19 protein-coding genes and 1 pseudogene are annotated in these 20,942 nt (G+C 65.3%); 14 read left to right on the forward strand and 6 right to left on the reverse strand.

The window, feature by feature from the left end; all coding sequences use genetic code 11:
• Positions 1-20 precede the first annotated feature (20 nt).
• The 4 genes and pseudogenes from ACVIYL_RS18265 to clpB form a co-directional block, all read right to left on the reverse strand.
• On the reverse strand, positions 21-836 hold the full coding sequence (locus tag ACVIYL_RS18265; RefSeq protein WP_456779370.1) for a family 1 encapsulin nanocompartment shell protein: 816 nt from the start codon (positions 834-836) through the stop codon (positions 21-23).
• Positions 829-1,890 (reverse strand): Dyp-type peroxidase, encoded by a 1,062-nt coding sequence (locus tag ACVIYL_RS18270; RefSeq protein WP_456779371.1) that lies wholly within the window; start codon positions 1,888-1,890, stop codon positions 829-831. The genes ACVIYL_RS18265 and ACVIYL_RS18270 overlap by 8 nt, the downstream gene beginning before the upstream one ends.
• Positions 1,891-2,037: 147 nt before the next feature.
• Positions 2,038-2,292 carry a DUF2171 domain-containing protein gene (locus ACVIYL_RS18275; RefSeq protein WP_456779372.1) on the reverse strand — a complete coding sequence of 85 codons (255 nt, stop codon included), beginning with the start codon at positions 2,290-2,292 and terminating at the stop codon, positions 2,038-2,040.
• Between the two features lie 100 nt (positions 2,293-2,392).
• Positions 2,393-5,006 (reverse strand): annotated as a pseudogene (clpB, locus tag ACVIYL_RS18280) (ATP-dependent chaperone ClpB).
• Between the two features lie 667 nt (positions 5,007-5,673).
• Between clpB and ACVIYL_RS18285 the strand changes: the two are divergent.
• From ACVIYL_RS18285 to ACVIYL_RS18305, 5 genes are all read left to right on the forward strand, one after another.
• On the forward strand, positions 5,674-7,086 hold the full coding sequence (locus ACVIYL_RS18285; RefSeq protein WP_456779373.1) for a hypothetical protein: 1,413 nt from the start codon (positions 5,674-5,676) through the stop codon (positions 7,084-7,086).
• Between the two features lie 83 nt (positions 7,087-7,169).
• Complete coding sequence (locus ACVIYL_RS18290) at positions 7,170-7,352, forward strand: hypothetical protein (RefSeq protein WP_028343296.1); 183 nt, start codon at positions 7,170-7,172, stop codon at positions 7,350-7,352.
• 125 nt (positions 7,353-7,477) lie between these two features.
• On the forward strand, positions 7,478-8,380 hold the full coding sequence (locus ACVIYL_RS18295) for a DnaJ C-terminal domain-containing protein (protein WP_456779374.1): 903 nt from the start codon (positions 7,478-7,480) through the stop codon (positions 8,378-8,380).
• Positions 8,377-8,652 (forward strand): chaperone modulator CbpM, encoded by a 276-nt coding sequence (locus tag ACVIYL_RS18300; protein ID WP_092081643.1) that lies wholly within the window; start codon positions 8,377-8,379, stop codon positions 8,650-8,652. Before ACVIYL_RS18295 ends, ACVIYL_RS18300 begins: the two co-directional genes overlap by 4 nt.
• A 64-nt stretch (positions 8,653-8,716) precedes the next feature.
• On the forward strand, positions 8,717-8,941 hold the full coding sequence (locus tag ACVIYL_RS18305; RefSeq protein WP_016843345.1) for a hypothetical protein: 225 nt from the start codon (positions 8,717-8,719) through the stop codon (positions 8,939-8,941).
• Between the two features lie 99 nt (positions 8,942-9,040).
• Here the strand turns inward: ACVIYL_RS18305 and ACVIYL_RS18310 are convergent, their stop codons facing one another.
• Together ACVIYL_RS18310 and ybaL are read right to left on the reverse strand one after the other, a co-directional pair.
• Positions 9,041-9,274, reverse strand: a complete 234-nt coding sequence (locus ACVIYL_RS18310) for a hypothetical protein (protein ID WP_028343292.1) — start codon at positions 9,272-9,274, stop codon at positions 9,041-9,043.
• Between the two features lie 61 nt (positions 9,275-9,335).
• Complete coding sequence (gene ybaL / locus ACVIYL_RS18315; RefSeq protein WP_456779375.1) at positions 9,336-11,057, reverse strand: YbaL family putative K(+) efflux transporter; 1,722 nt, start codon at positions 11,055-11,057, stop codon at positions 9,336-9,338.
• A 114-nt stretch (positions 11,058-11,171) separates the two neighbouring features.
• Here ybaL and ACVIYL_RS18320 point away from each other — a divergent pair, with 114 nt between their 5' ends.
• The 9 genes from ACVIYL_RS18320 to ACVIYL_RS18360 all read left to right on the forward strand — a co-directional run bounded on the left by ACVIYL_RS18320 (position 11,172) and on the right by ACVIYL_RS18360 (position 20,861).
• The gene (locus tag ACVIYL_RS18320) at positions 11,172-11,837 is read left to right on the forward strand and encodes an HAD family hydrolase (protein WP_456779376.1); all 666 of its coding nucleotides are present in this window, start codon (positions 11,172-11,174) and stop codon (positions 11,835-11,837) included.
• A 9-nt stretch (positions 11,838-11,846) separates the two neighbouring features.
• A complete protein-coding gene (locus tag ACVIYL_RS18325) occupies positions 11,847-12,800 on the forward strand; it encodes a sugar-binding transcriptional regulator (protein WP_310880215.1) in 954 nt (317 codons plus the stop codon).
• 368 nt (positions 12,801-13,168) lie between these two features.
• Positions 13,169-14,482 carry an ABC transporter substrate-binding protein gene (locus ACVIYL_RS18330; protein WP_456779377.1) on the forward strand — a complete coding sequence of 438 codons (1,314 nt, stop codon included), beginning with the start codon at positions 13,169-13,171 and terminating at the stop codon, positions 14,480-14,482.
• 136 nt (positions 14,483-14,618) lie between these two features.
• Positions 14,619-15,491, forward strand: coding sequence for a carbohydrate ABC transporter permease (locus ACVIYL_RS18335; protein WP_024583852.1), 873 nt, complete (start codon positions 14,619-14,621; stop codon positions 15,489-15,491).
• A gap of 4 nt (positions 15,492-15,495) precedes the next feature.
• On the forward strand, positions 15,496-16,326 hold the full coding sequence (locus tag ACVIYL_RS18340; protein WP_069279505.1) for a carbohydrate ABC transporter permease: 831 nt from the start codon (positions 15,496-15,498) through the stop codon (positions 16,324-16,326).
• Between the two features lie 16 nt (positions 16,327-16,342).
• Positions 16,343-17,350 carry an ABC transporter ATP-binding protein gene (locus tag ACVIYL_RS18345; RefSeq protein ID WP_092081652.1) on the forward strand — a complete coding sequence of 336 codons (1,008 nt, stop codon included), beginning with the start codon at positions 16,343-16,345 and terminating at the stop codon, positions 17,348-17,350.
• 93 nt (positions 17,351-17,443) lie between these two features.
• A complete protein-coding gene (locus ACVIYL_RS18350) occupies positions 17,444-18,217 on the forward strand; it encodes an SDR family NAD(P)-dependent oxidoreductase (protein ID WP_057019317.1) in 774 nt (257 codons plus the stop codon).
• Positions 18,218-18,259: 42 nt separating this feature from the next.
• Complete coding sequence (locus ACVIYL_RS18355; RefSeq protein WP_456779378.1) at positions 18,260-19,912, forward strand: FGGY-family carbohydrate kinase; 1,653 nt, start codon at positions 18,260-18,262, stop codon at positions 19,910-19,912.
• A 10-nt stretch (positions 19,913-19,922) separates the two neighbouring features.
• Positions 19,923-20,861, forward strand: a complete 939-nt coding sequence (locus tag ACVIYL_RS18360) for a carbohydrate kinase family protein (RefSeq protein WP_456779379.1) — start codon at positions 19,923-19,925, stop codon at positions 20,859-20,861.
• Positions 20,862-20,942: the final 81 nt, after the last annotated feature.

Here is a 20,942-nt window from a genome sequence, read left to right on the forward strand (position 1 = left end):
ATAGGTCAACGCCGGCAAGACTAGGCGGGTTTCTTCGCCTCCGGCGCAAGCACCACCGACGCTTCGCTCGTCAGCATCAGGAAGGTGATGGTCTCCTGGAAATACAGCTGAACCGATTTCGCCGAGTGGCTGAGATAGCCGATCGAAAGATCCTGGCCGATCGAGAGCTGGAAATCGCCGCCGCGGGTGGTCAGCAGGACGCCACCCTCGATCGCGGGCGCCCAGATGATCTTGCCGTCGATCAGGCGCTGGATGTGCTGCAGCACCGGATAGCCGTCGTCGGTCGCCCCACCGATCGCGGTATAGGGCTCGGTGCCGAGCAGCAGCGTATAGGGACCGTTGACGCCGGCAAGCCGCAACTGGCTGACCGCCTGCGCGACCACGGCGGGATAGTTCTTGACGCTCGACGGCAGCGTCAGCACCGGGTTGCTGGTGCCCTGACGGATACCCTCAATGCCGGCGGCCGCGTAGCCGTCGAACACCGCGCGATCCTCGGCGAAGGCAATCTTGCGCGCAGCTTCCTTGAGCGGATCCCAGTCGGAATCATTCGCGCCGCGCTCGACATCGTCGATCGCCTGGCGCGAGAGCTCGAACGGCACGCGCAGTTCGACCAGCGCGCGAACGTCGCGTTGCGTCGCCTCGACCCCGTCGCCCGACGCTGCAATCTTCTTGAGATGACCGGTGCCGACCGCGGAGAAATCCGTTCCCTTCGGACCGTCGACGTCGACGACACGGCGCGCCGCCAGATGGCGCTTCAACGTGCGTGAGGCCTCCTCTTCGATCTGGGCCCATGCCGCGTCCGAGATAGGGGCGAGTCCCCGATGAAGATTATTCATGTCCAGCCTCTCCTTTCAGTGAGCCGATCCCGAGCGAGCCGTCGGACGGCGGTATTCCTGGTGCAGGTGTGTCGCGAGCCCCGGCGTCATCCGGAGACGGCTCGGCGGGCGAAGGTGCCGGCGCCTCGCTCGCGACATCCTCCAGAAAGGTCGCCGACGGGACGAAGAACAGCATGCCGGTGACGGCGCGGCTGAAGTCGAGCAGGCGGTCGTAGTTGCCCGGTGGCTTGCCGACGAACATGTTCTCGAGCATTTGCTCGATCCGCTGCGGCGACTTGGCATAGCCGATGAAATAGGTTCCGAACTCGCCCTTGCTGATATTGCCGAACGGCATGTTGTCGCGGACGATATCGAGCTCCTCGCCATTCTCGACGATCGTGGTCAGGGCGTTGTGCGCGTAGCTCGGCTTCACCGCATCGTCGAGCTCGATGTCGGACAGCTTGGTTCGGCCGATGATCTTTTCCTGCATCTCGACCGGCAGCTCGTTCCACTTCTTCAGGTCGTGCAGGTATTTTTGCACGATCACATAGCTGCCGCCGGCGAACGCCGTGTCCTCGTCGCCGATGATGGTGGCGTCGGTGGCCGCCTGGTCCTCCGGATTCTCCGTGCCGTCGACGAAGCCGAGCAGGTCGCGTTCGTCGAAATATTTGAAGCCGTGCACCTCGTCGGAGGTCGCAACCGCATCGCCGAGCCGCGTCACGATCTGGGTCGCCAGCTCGAAGCACAGATCCATCGGCACGGCGCGGATGTGAAACAGCAGGTCGCCCGGCGTTGCGACGGCGTGGTGGACGCCGTTGATCTCGCGGAACGGATGCAGGCCTTTCGGCTTCGGCGCACCGAACAGCCGGTCCCATGCGTCGGAGCCGATGCCCATGACGCATGACAGCCGGCCCTCGAGATCGCGGAAGCCCACCGCACGCAGCAGCGCGCCCAGGTCAGCGCACAGCGACCGCACCACCGCGTCATATTCCGGATTGGGCTTGATCGTGACCGCAAGGAAGATGGCCGCGCGCGTCAGCTTCGCAGCGACCGGTTGCGGAACGGCTGATGGCACGCATGTCTCCTTGACTAAACGGCACTTCCACGAGGACAAAAGGCAGGCGCTGGACGCCGGATCGGCGTCCAGACAGGGGCAGAGGAGCATGCCACTGGAACCTTTACAAGGGCTCGAATGGCTCACGCTCTTGCAGAGGTGCCTGCCTCAATCGACGGGCTTGCCGGACTTCTCTTCCTCGAGGGTCACCGCGATCGCGGCGTTGGCCGAGAGCCGAACCTTGGAGCCTTCGACACCCGCCACGAAGCCGAGCTCGATGAAGTGGTGATGGCCCCTGTGGAAGCCGTCGCTCTCGCTTTTCTTGAGCTTGATGCGGTTGCCCTCGACGTGATCGACGGTGCCGACATGCACGCCATCGGCGCCGATGACCTCCATGTTGTCCTTGATCTTGTGCTGCGTCATGGCGCTCTCCTGGTTGCAGGTCAGCTTGTATATTCGGCTTGCATATGATGCCGGCAGACGACGCGGCGATGACAGCGCGTCGTGGGCAATCCGGCCTGTCTCACACCGGTTCGAATTCGTCCGCCGCTGCGTTTTCCGGCTTCTTACCGTTGAAGGTGAGGCCGGCCCTGGTGGCCGAGAGCTTCACCTCTGAGCCGTCGCGCACGTCGCCGGAAAGGATCATCTCCGCCAGCGGATCCTGTACGCTGCGCTGGATCACCCGCTTCAGCGGGCGGGCGCCGTAAGCCGGATCCCAACCCTTCTCGGCGAGCCAGTCGCGCGCCTTCGGGTCGAGCTCCAGCTCGATCTTGCGATCCTCGAGCAGCTTGCGCAGCCGCGAGAACTGGATCTCGACGATGCGGCCCATGTCGCTCTTCTGCAGCCGGTGGAACAGGATGATCTCGTCGATCCGGTTGAGGAATTCGGGCCGGAAGTGCGCCCGTACCATGTTCATCACCTGCTCGCGCACCGCGCTCGTGCTCTGACCTTCTGGCTGGTTGACCAGATATTCGGCGCCGATGTTCGAGGTCATGATGATCAGCGTGTTGCGGAAATCGACGGTGCGGCCCTGGCCGTCGGTCAGGCGGCCGTCGTCGAGCACCTGCAGCAGTACGTTGAAGACGTCGGGATGCGCCTTCTCGATCTCGTCGAACAGCACCACCTGATATGGCCGCCGCCGCACCGCTTCGGTCAGGGCACCACCCTCATCATAGCCGACATAGCCGGGCGGCGCGCCGATCAGCCGCGAGACCGAGTGCTTCTCCATGTATTCGGACATGTCGAGGCGGATCATCGCGGTCTCGTCATCGAACAGATATTCGGCAAGCGCTTTCGCGAGCTCGGTCTTGCCGACGCCGGTGGGACCTAAGAACATGAACGAGCCGATCGGCCGGTTGGGGTCCTGCAGGCCGGCGCGGGCGCGGCGCACCGCGGTCGACACCGCGCGGACGGCCTCGGCCTGGCCGACGACGCGCTTGCCGAGCATCTCCTCCATGCGCAGCAGCTTGTCCTTCTCACCCTCCAGCATCTTGTCGACCGGCACGCCGGTCCAGCGCGACACCACCTGCGCGATATTGTCGGCGGTCACGGTCTCGCTGGTGGACGAGGTCTCGCTGGCCTCGACCGCCGCGAGCTTCTTCTCGAGCTCGGGAATGCGGCCATAGGCCAGCTCGCCCGCCTTCTGGAATTCTCCCTTGCGCTGCGCATTGGCGAGCTCGGTACGCAACTGTTCGAGTTCGCCCTTCATCTTCTGCGCATCGGAGAGCTTGCTCTTTTCCGACCGCCATTTCGAAGTCATATCCGCCGATTTCTTTTCCAGGTCGGTGAGATCCTTCTCGAGCGTCTGCAGGCGACTCTTGGAGCCGAGATCGGTCTCCTTCTTCAGCGCTTCCTGCTCGATCTTGAGCCGGATGATCTCGCGGTCGAGCGAATCGAGTTCTTCCGGCTTGGAATCGACCTGCATCTTCAGTCGCGCCGCGGCCTCGTCCATCAGGTCGATGGCCTTGTCGGGCAGGAAGCGGTCGGTGATGTAGCGGTTCGACAGCGTGGCAGCGGCGACCAGCGCCGAATCCGCGATGCGCACGCCGTGATGTTGCTCGTATTTGTCCTTCAAGCCGCGCAGGATCGAGATGGTGTCCTCGACCGTCGGCTCGGAGACGAACACCGGCTGGAAGCGCCGCGCCAGCGCTGCATCCTTCTCGACATGCTTGCGGTATTCGTCGAGCGTGGTGGCGCCGATGCAATGCAGTTCGCCACGGGCGAGCGCAGGCTTCAACAGGTTGGATGCGTCCATCGCACCGTCGCCCTTGCCGGCGCCGATCAGCGTGTGCATCTCGTCGATGAACAGGATGATGCCGCCTTCGGCCGAGGTCACTTCCTGCAGCACCGCCTTGAGCCGTTCCTCGAACTCGCCGCGATACTTTGCGCCGGCGATCAGCGCGCCGAGATCGAGCCCGAGCAGCGCCTTGTCCTGCAGGCTTTCCGGCACGTCGCCGTTGACGATGCGCAGCGCGAGGCCCTCGACGATCGCGGTCTTGCCGACACCGGGCTCACCGATCAGCACGGGATTGTTCTTGGTCCGCCGCGACAGCACCTGGATGGTGCGGCGGATCTCCTCGTCGCGGCCGATCACCGGGTCGAGCTTGCCGTCGCGCGCGGCCTGGGTGAGGTCGCGGGCATATTTCTTCAGCGCGTCATAGGCGTTCTCGGCCGATGCGCTGTCGGCGGTGCGGCCCTTGCGCAGCGCGTTGATGGCCGCATTCAGGTTCTGCGGATTGACACCGCCCTTGGCGAGCAGCTTGCCGGCCTCGCTGTCCTTGTCGGCTGCGAGCGCCTGCAGCAGGCGCTCGACCGAGACGAAACTGTCGCCGGCCTTGTCAGCGGCCTGTTCCGCCGCGGCGAAGGCGCGCGCGGTCTCGGGCGCGAGATAAATCTGTCCCGAGCCGGCGCCGCTGACCTTCGGTACCTTCGCCAGCGCGTCTTCGGTCGCCTTGAGGATCGCGCGCGAATTGCCGCCGGCGCGGTCGATCAGGCCCGGCCGCGAGGCCCTCATTGTCGTCGAGCAGCACCTTCAGGATGTGCAGCGTCGAGAACTGCTGATGCCCCTCGCGCATCGCGAGCGATTGCGCCGACTGAATGAAGCCGCGAACGCGATCAGTATATTTTTCTATGTTCATCGTGGCACCTCAAGCAACGCAGGCTCGTCGAGATCCATTATGCCACGCAGTTCCGTCGGCGACAGATGGCGGAACGATGACATCCATCATGCAACAGCCCCGTGCAATTGCGCCGGCGGAAAACCGCGGGCCAAAGGCTGCCGCATCTCGCATCGTGTGGTCCTTTCAGGAGAGTGTCAATCGCGGAGCGCGCTCGCTGGGATGCTGCGGTTAAGCCGTTGCGAGGGCTGATGTTCGTCGCTGGCACTCATCGGGAGGCACTGCTACGGCCGCGCCGGCAAGCCGGGTGCACGCATCGCGCTGATTACGGTTCGATGGATCGCCGGGCTCGCGAAGCGAGTGTTGGATGAGCATCGACCGCTGTGATCGTACAAAGGCCCAGGTCATGATCGGGACACGTTTTCGGAATCGATCGCGTCGCGTTTCGTGTCGCTCGCTCGCTGATACAGAGAAGCAACGCGCGATGTTCCACTGAATCGCGCAACGTTGCATCACGGCGCGCTCTGAACCGACCGTGAATAGCCGGATGAGCGCGTTTCCGTTTGCGTCGATGCGTTTCAGGCTGGTGTAAGGTCAAGGCGCTAGCGATGAAGTGTGTCGGTGCATTGCCGACGCACGGAACTTTTGTTCCGTCTCACGTTGAACGTGCTCATCGAAGAGGCTCCCAATGACAACTCGTCTCCTTTCGACCGTGTCGTGTGCAGCGATTACCACGGCGCTGTTCTATGCGACTGCGGTGCCCGCAATCGCGCAGGATGCGGCATGCGCGCCGGTCTCTGCCGTCGAGACCGCGCCGCCGCCGTTGCCGACCTACGATCAGCCGCCGGTGCCTGGTCCCGGCTATATGTGGTCGCCGGGCAATTGGTCGTGGGACGAGGATCGCGGCGATTACTACTGGGTGCCGGGCACCTGGGTGCAGCCGCCGCGGGTCGGGCTGCTGTGGACACCTGGTTATTGGGGCGCGTTCGGCGGCGGCTTCATTTTCCATCAGGGCTACTGGGGTGATCGCGTCGGCTTCTACGGTGGCATCAATTACGGCTTCGGCTACGGCGGGTCGGGCTATGAAGGCGGCCGCTGGGATCACGGCAACTTCTTCTACAATCGCACCGTGAACAATCTGCAGGGTGCGCGGATCACCAACGTCTACGAGAAGAACGTCACGATCAATCAGACCACCGTCAACAACGTCAGCTACAATGGCGGCCGCGGCGGCATCGAGGTGCGGCCGACGCCGGCCGAGCGCGCGGTCGCCAAGGAGCAGCACTTCGCGGCGACGCCGTTGCAACGCAAGCAGGTCGAGACCGCAAGCCAGGATCCGAGCCTGTTCAAGCGGACCAACAATGGCGTGCCCGCTGTTGCCGCAACGGCGCGTCCCGGCGAATTGAAGGGACCGGGCGTGGTTCGCGCGCGGCCGGCCGGCGAGGCAGTGCCGGCCAACGCCGCACGGCCGGCGGCCGGGGAGCCGGGGCACCCGGGAGCCGCACCCGCACCCGCAACAGCACCGGCTGCCTCCCATGCGCTCCCGGTCCCGGGAAAGGAGCTTCCGGCGGCGCATCCGCCCGTCGAGGCGAACAAGCCCGCGGCCGAGGAGAAGCGCGTGGCACCTGCTCCCGAGACCAAGGCCGAGCCGCATCCTGCCGCGCCGGCGCCTGCCGGATCCCACGCGCTTCCGGTTCCCGAGAAGGGCGTTGCGGCGCATCCGCCCGCCGAAGTGAACAGGCCCGCGGTCGAAGAGAAGCGCGCAGCGCCTGCCGCCGAGCCTAAGCTTGAGCCGCATCCTGCAGAAGCGGCGCGGCCTGCCGTGCAGGAGAAGCGGCCCGAAGAGGTGCGCAAGGAAGAGCCGCGTCCCGAGCCTGCAGCGAAGCCCGTCGCGCGGCCTGAGCCAGCGAGGCCCGAAGCGCGACCGGAGCCAGCAGCAAAGCCGCAAGCGCACCCGGAGACGATGGCGCGCCCTGAGCCGCATCCGCAGCCGCAGGCCGCCCATCCCCAGCCGGCGGCACGGCCGGAGCCGCACGCCGCTCCGCATGCTGCGCCTGCGGCAGGTCATCCCGCAGAGGAGAAGCGGCAGGAGCAACACTAAGGCACGTCCGCGCTCCGCTGGCTCGTTCCGGCGGAGCGCGGTATTGTTCCGCCTGTGCAAGCGATCATCACGGGAGGTTGGTCATGGCACAGAGTCACGGTGGCGATGGACAGCTCGACGATGGCAAGCCGCGTTTGAGCGAGGACGATATGCAGCGCGCCCTGCTCGGTCCGCGGGGCGTGCCAGGCAAGGCGGATACCGCCAAGATGACGCCGCAGCAGCAAAAGAACATGCCGAACTATCTGGACCCCGGACATACATCTTAACTTGTCATGTGAGGTGAGCGCATGCTGCGTCGGCCGCTTCCGGGCGGCGCGCCTGCGCACTTGCAAATCGCCTGCTTTTGCGCCCTCATGATTGCAGGTGCACTCACGGTGTTGCGGAGCAGGTTGTGAGAAATCCGTACGAGGTTCTTGGCGTTGCCCCGACGGCGTCTGCGGCCGATATCCAGAAGGCCTATCGAAAGCTGGCGAAGAAGCTGCACCCGGACCTCAATCCGGGTGACAAGGCGGCCGAAGACAAATTCAAGGAAGTCGCTGCTGCGAACGATCTGCTCTCGGATGCCGAGAAGCGCAAGCGCTTCGACGCCGGCGAGATCGATGCTGATGGCGCCGAGCGGCCGCAGCATCGCTACTACCGGGATTTCGCCACCGCGGATGCGGGGCATTCCTATGCCGACAGCTCCGGCTATGCCGACTACATGGACCAGGACGACGCCTTCGCCGAATTGCTCCGGCGCAGCGAGCAGGCGCGCGCCAACCGGCGTGGCCGCGATTTGCATTACGCTCTCGCGATCGACTTCGCGGAATCGATCACCGGTGCGAGCAAGCGGCTGACGCTTCCCGACGGTGGTACGCTCGACGTGACGATCCCACCGGGGCTCGTCGATGGCCAGATCATTCGTCTGCGCGGCAAGGGCATGCCCGGCAGCGGCAAGGGCGGTCCCGGCGATGCGCTGATCGAGGTGGAAGTTCGCCCCGACCCGCGCTTCACCCGCGAGGGTGACGACATTACGCTGGAACTGCCGATCTCGCTGTCCGAGGCGGTGCTCGGCGGAAAAGTCCGCGTTCCGACGCCGACCGGTGCCGTGACCATGACGGTTCCGAAGGGATCGAACACCGGCACGACCATGCGGTTGCGCGGCAAGGGTGCGCCCCGCGTCGGCGGAGGCCATGGCGACGAGCTCGTCAAGCTCAAGGTGGTCCTGCCCAAGGGACCCGATCCCGAGCTCGAGGCGTTTGTTTCGAACTGGGATCGAAAGGCATTCGATCCGCGCGAGGATGGTGCATCATGAACAAGCAGCAGTTCCTCATCGATGCGGGTCTGGAGGTGCAGACCCTGGAGTTCTGGATCGAGCAGCAATGGCTCGTGCCGGACGAGACCGCCAGCGAGATCAGCTTCTCCGACACCGACGTGGCGCGCGCGCATCTGATCCGCGACCTGAAGGGCGACTTCGGCGTCAACGACGAGGGCATCGACGTCATCCTTCATCTGGTCGATCAGCTGCACGGCCTGCGCCGCGCGTTCGAACAATTGCACAAGGACATCGCGTCACCACCGCGCTAGGCGCCTCACTTGCGATGAACCTCAGCCTTGGGACTCAGCCTTGGGATCAGCCTGGGAGACGATCATGACGGACAAGCCGACGCCGCTGGCGCATGGCGAGATCGACGTTCTTATCCTGCAGGCGCTGGTGCGCAAGCTGATCGCGAAAGGCGTGCTGACGCCGGACGACGTCCGGTCGATGCTGTTCGAGGCCGCCAAGAATCTTGACCTGGTCGGCAGCGAACTGACGACGGAAGCCGCCAACATCATCGTGCAGGAGGATCTGGCGCCGGCATTCCTTGGCGGCTAGCGCATGATCCGGAAAAGTGGAAGCCGGTTTTCCCTCGCGACAGACGCAAAGCGTTTGCGCGGAGATCACGCTCAAACAAAGAGCTCAAATAATGAGGCTTCAGGTCTGGCCGCCGCGGGTGGAGACCAGCCGGATCCGGGTGACTTGGCCGGCATTGCCGGCGAGATAGGCTTGTGCGTCACGCACCAGCCGCTCCACTGCGGCCGCGTCATAGCTCGGATGACGGGTGTTCAGATGCAAGTCGGTCTCGATCTGCATGACGTTTGTCGTGTCCGCGGCGCCGATCTCGACCGAGAACGACACCAGCGATACGTGCGGGCTCTTGAAGGCCATCGCTCGATCTCCCTCATCGCGTGACGCGCGGCGCGCATCGGTACGATGGGTGCAGTCTATCTCAAGCTGCCGAATTTTGCTCGGCCGTTCGCATAGCAGCCGGATGCGCCCTGTCGAGCTCCTCGATCATGCCGCGGGCGATCTCGCGCTCGCCCATGATCACGATGTCGGCGCCTAGTGCCTTGAGATGATCGACCTCGGCGTCGGAATGCGCACGGGCGATGATCTGGATATCGGCATTCGCGGCGCGCGCCTGCTCGACGATCTGGCCGGCCTCGAAGGCTTCGGGAATGGCGATGACCAGCGATCGCGCGCCGGCCGGATTGGTCGCGCGCAGCACGCTGGCGCGCGCGGCGTTGCCCATCAGGGCTTCGATGCCGCGCTCCTTGAGCTTGGCGACCATGTCGTCGGACGCCTCGACCGCGAGGAACGGCGCGCTGCGTTGATGCAGCGCATCGCCGACGATGCTGCCGACCCGGCCGTAGCCGACCAGGATGGTGTGATCCTGCAATTCGGTGACCGGGATTGGTTCAGAAGCTGCGGCAGTTGGCGAGGAAGCCTGCGGCTTCTCGAGCCGCGACGTCAGCCAGTCGACCACCGCGAACACCAGCGGGTTGAGCATGATCGAGAAGATCGCGCCCGCCAGGATCAGGTCGCGACCGGCCTTCGGCAGCAGATCGAGCGCAACGCCGAGTTCGGCCAGGATGAAGGAGAATTCGCCGATCTGGGCGAGACTCGCCGAGATCATCAGGGCGGTTGCCATCGGATGACGGAACAGCACGACGATCAGAAGGGCGGCGATCGACTTGCCGACCACGATGACGAACAGCGTCGCTGCGAACGGCCAGGGCTCGCGAACCACGCTGAGTGGATCGAACAGCATGCCGACGGAGACGAAGAACAGCACCGCGAACGCATCGCGCAGCGGCAGGGTCTCCTGGGCCGCGCGCTGGCTGAGCGGCGATTCCCGCAGCATCATTCCGGCGAAGAAGGCGCCGAGCGCCAGCGAGACGCCGAACAGCTTGGTCGCGCCGAACGCGATGCAGAGCGCGATCGCGAGTACGGTCAGCCGGAACAGCTCGCGCGAGCCGGTATGCGCGATGTAGTGCAGGACCCACGGGATCAGCCGACGCCCGACCACCAGCATGAGCGCGATGAACACGGCGATCTTGATCAGCGTCAGCACCAGTACGCTGGTGAGCCCGAGACCGAAGCGGGCCGCGAGCGGGTCGGAGGTAAGCGCTGTGCCATCGCCGCCCTGCAAGCTCGCCACCGCCGGGAACAGCACCAGCGCCAGCACCATGGCGAGGTCTTCGACGATCAGCCAGCCGACCGCGATCTTGCCGCGTTCGGTGTCCATCAGGCGGCGCTCCTGCAGTGCGCGCAACAGCACGACGGTACTTGCGACCGACAGCGCGAGGCCGAACACGAGACCCGCGCCGACGGTCCAGCCCATCAAGAGCGCGAGGCCGAGGCCCATCAATGTGGCGACTGCAATCTGCGCTATCGCGCCGGGCACCGCGATCGCGCGCACCGACAACAGATCGTTCAGCGAGAAATGCAGGCCGACGCCAAACATCAGGAGAATGATACCGAGCTCCGCGAGCTCGGTTGCCAGCGCCTGATCGGCAACAAAGCCGGGTGTGAAGGGACCGACGGCCACGCCCGCGAGCAGATAACCGACCAGTGGCGGAACCCGAAAGCGCTGGGCGATGGTTCCGAAGACAAAAGCGAGGCCGAGGCCCGCGACGACGGTCGCGATCAGAGGTGTGTCATGCGGCATTTCGCCTTGTCGCACAGCATCCCTGGCGGTGCACCGCGACCATTTGAGGCGCGGCATTCCGCGCGGAAACCGTGATCTATTGCTCATGGCGTGAGCATATGATCTCATGTCGGGATGGATCCGCGGCTTCCCGAGACCGATCTCGTCATCTTCGACTGCGACGGCGTGCTCGTCGACAGCGAGGAATTGAGCTGCCGCTGTCTCGCCGAGGCAATGGTCCAGGCCGGCATCGGGATGAGCACCGAGCGGGCGCTCGAACTCTTTCTCGGCCGCAGCACCGCGGCCGTGGTCGACTACTGCCGGGGCGTCGGAAAGCCGTTGCCCGAGACGTTTCTGCCTGACCTCGCGCTGCAGGTTCGTGAGACCTTCCGCTCCCGGCTGAAGCCGATCGCCGGCATCGCGGCGGTGCTCGAGGAATTGCGGCTGCCATATTGTGTCGCCTCATCGAGCGATCTCGAGCGGGTGAAGTTTTCGCTGGAGCTGACCGGCCTCGCTGCCAGCTTCGGGCCGCGGCTCTACACCGCGCAGATGGTCAGGCACGGCAAGCCGGCCCCTGATCTGTTCCTGCATGCGGCAAGCGCCATGGGCGCCGCGCCGCGCCGCACGCTCGTGATCGAAGACAGCGTCAGCGGCGTGATGGCCGCGAAGGCGGCGGGCATGAAAGTGTGGGGATTTGTCGGCGGCGCCCACTATCGGTTGGCGGATGGCAGTGCTCTGCTGCGGCAAGCGGGGGCGGATCGAATCTTCGCCGCGATGACGGATTTCTGGATGGAAGGCTGACGCAAGACGATGGCTGCGCCCGACAACGAAAAGTCTCGCCTCGACGATGCGGCGCGCGCCGGCTGGCTGTATTTCATCGCGGGCCACACCCAGGATGAGATTGCGAAAATGCTGCAGGTGTCGCGCGCCTCGGCGCAGCGCCTGGTGTCGCTGTGCCTGGCGGAGCGGCTGATCACGTTTCGCCTCGAACATCCCATCGCGGCCTGCATGGAGCTGGCCTCCCGGCTGAAGGCGCGGTTTGATCTGGTGCATTGCGACGTCGTGCCGACCGATCCGGCGGCGCCGCTGTCCAATGCAGGGATCGCCGAGCGCAGCGCCAATCTGCTGGAGACGACGCTGCGCGCGGAGACGCCTGTCATCGTCGCGCTCGGCACCGGCCGCGCGGTGCGCGCCGCGGTCGAGCGGGTCTCGCCGATCGAGCGGCCCGATCACCAGATCGTCTCGCTGGTCGGCAACATCTCCGCCGACGGCTCGGCGAGCTTCTACGACACGGTGGGACGGCTCGCCGACCGCACCGGCGCGCGCCATTACCCGATGCCGCTGCCGTTCCTGATGTCGAGCGAGGACGAGCGCAACCGCATGGTGCGCATCGACCCGATCGCGCGGGTGAGGGCGGTCGCCGCCAAGGCCGATCTGCGGCTGATCGGCATCGGCCAGATGGACCAGAAGGCCCAGGTCCATGTCGACGGCTTCGTCACCCGCGAGGAACTGCTGGAGATGATGCGGCTCGGCGCGGTCGGCGAGGTGACCGGCTGGGCCTATGACGCCAAGGGCCGTCTGATCAAGGGCGGCACCAACAAGCGGCTGACCAGCATTCCGCCGCAGATCCCAGCGGAAGCGACCACGATCGCCGCGGCGGTCGGCGGCGCCAAGGTGCCCTCGATCAAGGCCGCATTGGCGGGCCGGGTGATCAACGGCCTCATCACCGATGAGGCCACCGCGCGCGCGGTGCTGGATCGTTAGGCGCCACGAGTCGTACTTCACCTCGCCCCGCTTGCGGGGAGAGGTCGGATCGCATCGGAGATGCGATCCGGGTGAGGGGGAGTCTCCGCGCATTCGTCCGCTTCGTATGCGCGGAAAGAGCCCCTCACCCCAACCCTCTCCCCGTAAGAACGGGGCGAGGGAGCGCAGTCCCGCTGTGGCCGCAAATCAAGTTGCCTTCTGGGTCTCAGCGCCCTTCTTCATCTCCGCAGACACCTCCATTCCAGCGTGCAGTGGAACCCCGCAAACGCGCGGGACGGCGCTCCCGCGTGCTTGACAAAGTTTGGCGATGGAGTGAACATACGCTCAACACGTGGGCATATGCTCAACGTGACATAAGGGAGGTCACCTTGAAAAACGTCCTTTGCGCCGTTGCGGGCGCGGCTGCTGTTTTGATCTCTGCCCCCTCGATCGCCCAGACCACGCTGACGGTGGCGACCGTCAACAATGGCGACATGATCCGCATGCAGGGGCTCACCAGCGAATTCACCGCGAAGAATCCCGACATCACCGTCAAATGGGTGACGCTCGAGGAGAACGTGCTGCGCCAGCGCGTGACCACCGACATCGCCACCAAGGGCGGCCAGTTCGACGTGCTCACCATCGGCACCTATGAGGTGCCGATCTGGGCCAAGAAGAACTGGCTGGTGCCGCTCGACAAGCTCGGCGCCGATTACGACGTCGGCGACCTCCTGCCCAAGATCAAGGATGCGGTCTCGGTCGACGGCAAGCTCTATGCCGCGCCGTTCTACGGCGAGAGCTCGATGGTGATGTATCGCACCGACCTGTTCGACAAGGCCGGCCTGAAGATGCCGGAGAGCCCGACCTGGGACTTCGTGGTCGACGCCGCCAAGAAGCTGACCGACAAGTCCGCCGGCGTCTACGGCATCTGCCTGCGCGGCAAGGCCGGCTGGGGCGAGAACATGGCGTTCCTGACCGCGATGGCGAATTCCTTTGGTGCGCGCTGGTTCGACGAGAAGTGGGAGCCGCAGTTCAATTCGCCGGAATGGAGGAAGACGCTGACGACCTATGTCGACCTGATGAAGCAGGCCGGCCCTCCCGGCGCCTCTTCCAACGGTTTCAACGAGAACCTCGCGCTGTTCAACGCCGGCAAATGCGCGATGTGGATCGATGCCACCGTGGCGGCGTCGTTCGTCAGCAATCCGAAGGAATCCACGGTCGCCGACAAGGTCGGCTTTGCGCTGGCGCCGAACACCGGGCTCGGCAAGAACGCCAATTGGCTGTGGGCGTGGAGTCTCGCGGTCCCCGCCGGCTCGAAGAAGGTCGAGGCGGCCGAGAAGTTCATCGCCTGGGCGACCAGCAAGGACTACACCAAGCTCGTCGCCGCGAAGGAAGGCTGGGCCAACGTGCCGCCGGGCACGCGCACCTCGCTGTACAACAACCCCGACTATCTGAAGGTCGCCCCCTTCGCCAAGCTGACCTTGGCCTCGATCGACGCCGCCGATCCGAACAAGCCGACGGTGAAGCCGGTGCCTTACGTCGGCGTGCAGTACGCGGCGATCCCTGAATTCCAGGGCATCGGCACCCAGGTGGGCCAGCAGTTCTCCGCGGCGCTGTCCGGCGCGACCACCGTCGATGCGGCGCTCACCGCTGCGCAGTCCGTGACCGAGCGCGAAATGAAGCGCGCGGGTTATATCAAGTAGAGCACGCCGGAACCAAAGCCAGGGCGCGTCGAACGCCTTGGCCGCCCGACCAGCTTAGACCTCCCGAGCTGGGCCACTTGCGACCATCCTGTCCCGCAGCGGGATGGTCGCTCCTTTCCTTGAGAAGGAGGCGGGGATGGCGACCCAGCAGACCCAACTGCTTGCACGCACGCTGCTCACGCCCGCGGTGGCGCTGCTGTTCATCTGGATGATCGTGCCGCTGGCGCTCACGATCTATTTCGCGACCCTGCATTACAATCTGCTCGATCCCGGCTCTGAATCATTCGTTGGGCTGGAGAATTTCCGCTACTTCCTGACCGATCCGGCCTTCCTCGCCTCGTTGCAGAACACGTTGGTGCTGGTCGGCTCGGTGCTCGCGATCACGATCATCCTCGGCGTGCCGCTGGCGCTGCTGCTCGACCAGCAGGTGGTCGGGCTATCGATCGTCCGGCTGATGGTGATCGCGCCGTTCTTCGTGATGCCGACGGTGAGCGCGCTGGTCTGGAAGAACCTGTTGATGCATCCGGTGTCGGGCCTGTTCGCCTGGATCGCGCATCTGTTCGGGCTGCCGGCGATCGACTGGTTCAACGACGCGCCGCTGTTCTCGGTGATCCTGATCATCTCCTGGCAATGGCTGCCGTTCGCAACCCTGATCCTGCTCACCGCGCTGCAATCGCTCGACGAGGAGCAGAAGGAGGCGGCCGAGATGGACGGCGCGAGCGCGATCTCGACCTTCATCTACATCACGCTGCCGCATTTGGCGCGCCCGATCACCGTGGTGATCCTGATCGAAACCATCTTCCTGCTCACGGTGTTCGCGGAGATCTTCGTCACCACCGGCGGCGGCCCCGGCCTGCAGACCACCAACATCGCCTTCCTGATCTATTCGCAGGCGCTGATCCAGTACGACGTCGGCAGCGCCTCGGCGGGCGGCCTGGTCGCGGTGGTGCTCGCCAACATCGTCGCCTTCTTCCTCGTTCGTATCGTCGGCCGGAATCTGGAGGCGTAACGTCATGGCGCGGATGGTCACGACACGGCGCAAGGTGATCTCGACGGTGGCGGCCTGGCTGGTCGGCTTCCTGATCTTCTTCCCGATCCTCTGGATGGTGCTGGCGAGCTTCAAGACCGAGCTCGAAGCGTTCGCGATCCCGCCTTCGTTCCTGTTCTTCCATTGGACCACCGAGAACTACGCCACGGTGCAGGAGCGCAGCGACTATTTCCATCACGCGCTCAACTCGATCATTATCGCCGGCGGCTCGACCTTGATCGCGATGCTGATCGCGATCCCGGCGGCGTGGTCGATGGCGTTCTCGCCGACCAAGCGGACCAAGGACGTGCTGCTCTGGATGCTCTCCACCAAGATGATGCCGCCGGTCGGCGTGCTGGTGCCGATCTATCTGATCTACCGCACCTTCGGCCTGCTCGACACTCGCTCCGGCCTGATCTTCATCCTGTGCCTCGGCAATCTGCCGATCGTGATCTGGATGCTGTTCACCTATTTCAAGGAGATCCCCAAGGACATCCTCGAGGCGGCGCGGATGGACGGCGCCACGATCGGGCGCGAGCTGATCTATGTGCTGACGCCGATGGCGGTGCCGGGGCTGGCCTCGACGTTGCTGCTCAATCTGATCCTGGCGTGGAACGAGGCGTTCTGGACCCTCAATCTGTCGACGCTCGAGGCGGCGCCGCTCACCGTCTTCATCGCGTCCTATTCCAGCCCGGAAGGATTGTTCTGGGCGAAATTGTCGGCGGCGTCGACGCTCGCGATCGCGCCCATTCTCGTGCTCGGCTGGTTCAGTCAGCGGCAGCTCGTCCGCGGACTGACCTTCGGCGCGGTCAAGTAGCAGAAAGGCTTTTGCCATGGGTCAGATTACGCTGCAGGGTGTGCAAAAATCGTTCGGGCCGGTCCACATCATCAAGGGCGCCGATCTCGACATCGCCGACGGCTCCTTCGTTGTGTTCGTCGGCCCATCCGGCTGCGGCAAGACCACGCTGCTGCGGCTGATCGCGGGGCTCGAGGATGTCACCGGCGGCGCTATCCTGATCGACGGACGCAATGTCGTCGACGTGCCGCCGGCCAAGCGCGGGCTGTCGATGGTGTTCCAGTCCTACGCGCTCTATCCGCATATGAGCGTGCGCGGCAACATCGCGTTCGGCCTGAAGATGGCCGGCATCGCCAAGGGCGAGATCAACCGCAAGGTCGAGGCGGCCGCGGCGACGCTCAACCTGACACCCTATCTCGACCGCAAGCCGCGCGAGCTCTCCGGCGGCCAGCGCCAGCGCGTCGCGATCGGGCGCGCCATCGTGCGCGAGCCGAAGGCGTTCCTGTTCGACGAGCCGCTGTCCAATCTCGACGCCGCGCTGCGGGTGCAGATGCGGCTCGAAGTGACGCGGTTGCAGAAGCAGCTCGGCACCACGGCGATCTACGTCACCCACGACCAGGTCGAGGCCATGACCATGGCCGACAAGATCGTGGTGCTGAACGGCGGCAAGATCGAGCAATACGGTTCGCCGCTCGAGCTCTATGAGAAGCCTGCCAACCTGTTCGTCGCCGGCTTCATCGGCTCGCCGAAGATGAATTTCGTCACCGGTGAGATCGCGAAGCAGCAGGGCGCCGCGACCATCGGGGTACGGCCCGAGCATTTGAGGGTCGAGCGCGACGGGCAGGGCGGCTGGCACGGCACCGTCTCGGTCGCCGAGCATCTCGGCAGCGACACCTTCCTCTATGTCGACGCCGGACCGCTGGGAATGCTGACCGCGCGCTATGTCGGCGAGCTTGATCTGCATCCCGGCGACCGGGTGTCGCTGATCCCGGATCCGGCGCGCATCCACCGTTTCGACGACAGCGGAAAATCGATTCACGCGTAGAGCATGATCCGGACCCGGAGGGCCGCGTTAGCGCAAAGCGTGAAGCGGTTTTCCGAACGGATCATGCTCAAAAAGAAGCTAAGGAAGAAGAAAATGTACCTCGAAAAATTCAGGCTCGGCGGCAAGACCGCCATCATCACCGGCGCGGGTCAGGGCATCGGGCTCGCTTGCGCCGAGGCGCTCGCCGAAGCCGGCGCCAAGGTCATCATCGGCGATCGCGACGCCAAGGTTGCCAATGACGCGCAGGCGGCGCTGAAGGCCAAGGGCTTTGACGCCGACATCGCGCTGATGGACGTGACGGATTCCGGTCGCGTCGCCGCGGTCGCCGACGAACTGGTCGGCAAGTACGGTAAGGTCGACATTCTCGTCAACAATGCCGGCATCGCCCGCAGCGAGACGCCGGCGGAAACCGTGACCGACGAGCACTGGCTCAACGTCATCGACGTCAACCTGAACGGCACTTTCTGGTGCTGTCGCGCCTTCGGCAATCACATGCTGAAGGCGAAATCCGGCACCATCGTCAATGTCGGCTCGATGTCCGGCTTCATCGTCAACAAGCCGCAGGAACAGTGCTTCTACAACGCCTCCAAGGCCGCGGTGCATCACCTGACGAAATCGCTCGCCGCCGAATGGGGCGCGCGCGGGGTTCGCGTCAACGCCGTGGCGCCGACCTATATCGAGACGCCGCTGAACGCCTTCGTGAAGAACAGCCCCAGAATGTACGACGCCTGGATCGGTGGAACCCCGATGGCGCGGATGGGGCAGGTTGACGAGATCGCCTCCGTGGTGCTGTTCCTGGCGTCCGAGGCGGCCAGCCTTATGACCGGAAGCATCGTTCTGGTCGATGGCGGCTACACTTGCTGGTAGGCTTGCGCCCGGGGATCGTGCTCAACGGAAGATAGAGCGGTCATGCGGCAAGCCTATATCGGGGTGGACGTCGGCAGCACCAGCGCCCGGGCGGGCGTGTTCGACGAGTCGGGGAAGCTGCTCGGGTCGGCCCGGCATCCGATCCGGGTCTGGCACGAGCCCGGCGATATCGTCGAGCAATCGTCCGATGACATCTGGGCGGCCTGCGTCGCCTCCGTGCGCGGTGCGATGCGGGAGGCTGCGGTTGCCGCCGAGCACGTCAAGGGCATCGGCTTCGACGCGACCTGTTCGCTGGTCGTGCTCGACAGAGCGGGCCGGCCGCTCACCGTCAGCCCGTCCGGCGATCCCGCGCGCAATGTCGTGGTCTGGATGGATCACCGCGCGATGGATGAAACCGAATTCGTCAACGCGACCGGCGACAAGGTGCTGCGCTATGTCGGCGGCGCCATCTCGCCGGAGATGGAGATCCCGAAGATCCTCTGGCTGAAGCGGCATCTGCCCGCGACCTTCGAGGCCGCCGGGCATTTCTTCGATCTTGCCGACTATCTCTCATTCCGCGCGTCCGGCTCGCTGGCGCGCTCGACCTGCACGGTCACCTGCAAATGGACCTATGTCGCCGGCGAGGGCGGCTGGAGCGAATCCTTTTTCAAGCGGGTCGGGCTCGAGGCGCTCGCGGCCGACCGTTTTGGGCGGATCGGCAGCGAGATCGTGCCGCCCGGCTCGCCGCTCGGTCGCGGGCTGTCCGAGGATGCCGCGCGCGATCTCGGCCTGCTGCCGGGAACCGCGGTCGGTGCCTCCCTGATCGATGCCCATGCCGGCGGCGTCGGCGCGATCGGCGGCCGCGATGGCTCCGGCGCCGAGGTCGATGTCTGCCAACGGCTCGCCTACATCATGGGAACGTCGGCCTGCATCATGGCGACGACGGTCGATCCCTGCTTCGTGCCCGGCGTCTGGGGTCCGTATTTCGAAGGCATGGTGCCGGGCTTCTGGCTGAACGAGGGCGGCCAATCCGCGGCCGGCGCTGCGATCGATCACCTGCTCAAGTCGCATCCGGCGCATGCCGAGGTTGCGCTCGAGGCGAAGACCGACGGCGTCGACGTCATCGAATATCTCGAGAGGCGCATCCTGGCGCGCAGCGGCAATGCCGGTGCTGCGGCGTTGCTCGCGCGCAACGTTCACGTTCTGCCGGAGTTCCTCGGCAACCGTTCGCCCTATGCCGATCCCGGCTCGCGCGCGGTGATCGCAGGGCTCGATCTCGACACCGACGCGTCGGCGCTGGAGCGGCTGTTCATTGCCGGCCTGTGCGGGCTGGCCTATGGCCTTGCCGACGTCATCGACGCCTTGCAGGCGCATGGCGTCAACGGCAAGACCATCGTGATCGGCGGCGGCGCGAGCCGCAGCCCCCTGGTGCGCCAGATCATGGCCGACACGACCGGCTACACGGTGGCGCTGCCGCAGACCCAAGAACCCGTCTTGCTCGGCGCCGCGATGCTGGGCGCGGTCGCCAGCGGTGCGCACAACTCGATCAATGCGGCGATGGCCGGCATGTCGGCGCTCGGGCGGTTGAGCGAGCCGACCAGGCCGGAGCTCGCCGAGTTCCACCGCAAGAAGCGCGGCGTGCACAAGATGCTGCGAGAGCTTGACCGCGACAGCCGCGAGGCGATGAGGCGGGCGCCCGGCGAAGCGCCGACGTAAGGTTTGCCCCATGCTGCTGAGTTGCGGAGATGCGCTGATCGATTTCCTTCCGTCGAAGACGGCGGATGGACGTGAGGCCTTGACGCCCGCCGTCGGCGGCTCCTGCCTCAACATCGCGATCGGCAGCGCCCGGCTCGATGTTCCCACCGGCTTTGTCGGCGGCATCTCGACCGACACCTTCGGCAGGATGATCGCCGATCATGCCGCGGCGTCCGGCGTCGATCTTCGTCGCGCCACGCGGAGCAATCGCCAGGCCACGCTGGCCTTTGCGCGCGTCACCGGCACCGAGACGCAATACGCCTTCTATGACGCCGACACCGCGTCGCGGAACTGGACCTATCGGCGCGATGCGGTCGCGCTTGACGGCGTCACCTGCGTGCATACCGGCTCGACCACGCTGGTCCATGACAAGGGTGCGGCGGAGACGCTGGCCTTGATCGAGGATGCGCGGCCGAACGTGACGATCTCGCTCGATCCGAACTGCCGACCGAACCTCGTCAAGGACAAGGACGCCTATCGCGCGCGCATGCTGGCGTTCTGCGGCAAGGCCGACATCGTAAAGATGTCCGACGTCGACTTCGCCTATCTGTTCGGTGACGAGGCCCATGCTGCGCGGGCCGAGACGCTGCTGTCGGGCGGCGCATCGCTCGTCGTCATTACGCGCGGCAATGATGGCGCTTGCGCCTGGCATCGCAAGGCAGGACCGATCGCGGCCGAAGCGCCGGTGGTCAACGTCGTCGATACGATCGGCGCCGGCGACAGCTTTCAGGCGGCGCTGCTCGCCGCGTTGCATCGGTTGGACCGGATCGCGCAGCCGCAGTTGCGCGACGTCTCCGCAGCCGAGCTGACCCGTGCGTTGTCCTTTGCCTGCAAATGCGCCGCTTTCACCTGCACGCGGCCCGGCGCCGATCCGCCGCGCAGCCGGGAGTTGCCGGCCGACCATTGGTAAGCCATGCAGGGCCTCAGCCGGCGCGGCGTCCCGCGCGATGCCGTCGCTTGACGCTTAGTCTCATTTTGCGTGCTGCGCCTG

The sequence above is a fragment of the Bradyrhizobium sp. USDA 3315 genome (genome assembly GCF_054056795.1).

Excerpts from the sequence above, each read along its gene's own strand:
- ACVIYL_RS18265 (WP_456779370.1), bottom strand. The coding sequence starts at position 836 with ATGAATAATCTTCATCGGGGACTCGCCCCTATCTCGGACGCGGCATGG.
- ACVIYL_RS18275 (WP_456779372.1), bottom strand. The coding sequence starts at position 2,292 with ATGACGCAGCACAAGATCAAGGACAACATGGAGGTCATCGGCGCCGAT.
- ACVIYL_RS18285 (WP_456779373.1), top strand. The coding sequence starts at position 5,674 with ATGACAACTCGTCTCCTTTCGACCGTGTCGTGTGCAGCGATTACCACG.
- ACVIYL_RS18290 (WP_028343296.1), top strand. The coding sequence starts at position 7,170 with ATGGCACAGAGTCACGGTGGCGATGGACAGCTCGACGATGGCAAGCCG.
- ACVIYL_RS18300 (WP_092081643.1), top strand. The coding sequence starts at position 8,377 with ATGAACAAGCAGCAGTTCCTCATCGATGCGGGTCTGGAGGTGCAGACC.
- ACVIYL_RS18305 (WP_016843345.1), top strand. The coding sequence starts at position 8,717 with ATGACGGACAAGCCGACGCCGCTGGCGCATGGCGAGATCGACGTTCTT.
- ACVIYL_RS18310 (WP_028343292.1), bottom strand. The coding sequence starts at position 9,274 with ATGGCCTTCAAGAGCCCGCACGTATCGCTGGTGTCGTTCTCGGTCGAG.
- ybaL (WP_456779375.1), bottom strand. The coding sequence starts at position 11,057 with ATGCCGCATGACACACCTCTGATCGCGACCGTCGTCGCGGGCCTCGGC.
- ACVIYL_RS18320 (WP_456779376.1), top strand. The coding sequence starts at position 11,172 with ATGGATCCGCGGCTTCCCGAGACCGATCTCGTCATCTTCGACTGCGAC.
- ACVIYL_RS18325 (WP_310880215.1), top strand. The coding sequence starts at position 11,847 with ATGGCTGCGCCCGACAACGAAAAGTCTCGCCTCGACGATGCGGCGCGC.
- ACVIYL_RS18335 (WP_024583852.1), top strand. The coding sequence starts at position 14,619 with ATGGCGACCCAGCAGACCCAACTGCTTGCACGCACGCTGCTCACGCCC.
- ACVIYL_RS18340 (WP_069279505.1), top strand. The coding sequence starts at position 15,496 with ATGGCGCGGATGGTCACGACACGGCGCAAGGTGATCTCGACGGTGGCG.
- ACVIYL_RS18345 (WP_092081652.1), top strand. The coding sequence starts at position 16,343 with ATGGGTCAGATTACGCTGCAGGGTGTGCAAAAATCGTTCGGGCCGGTC.
- ACVIYL_RS18350 (WP_057019317.1), top strand. The coding sequence starts at position 17,444 with ATGTACCTCGAAAAATTCAGGCTCGGCGGCAAGACCGCCATCATCACC.
- ACVIYL_RS18355 (WP_456779378.1), top strand. The coding sequence starts at position 18,260 with ATGCGGCAAGCCTATATCGGGGTGGACGTCGGCAGCACCAGCGCCCGG.
- ACVIYL_RS18360 (WP_456779379.1), top strand. The coding sequence starts at position 19,923 with ATGCTGCTGAGTTGCGGAGATGCGCTGATCGATTTCCTTCCGTCGAAG.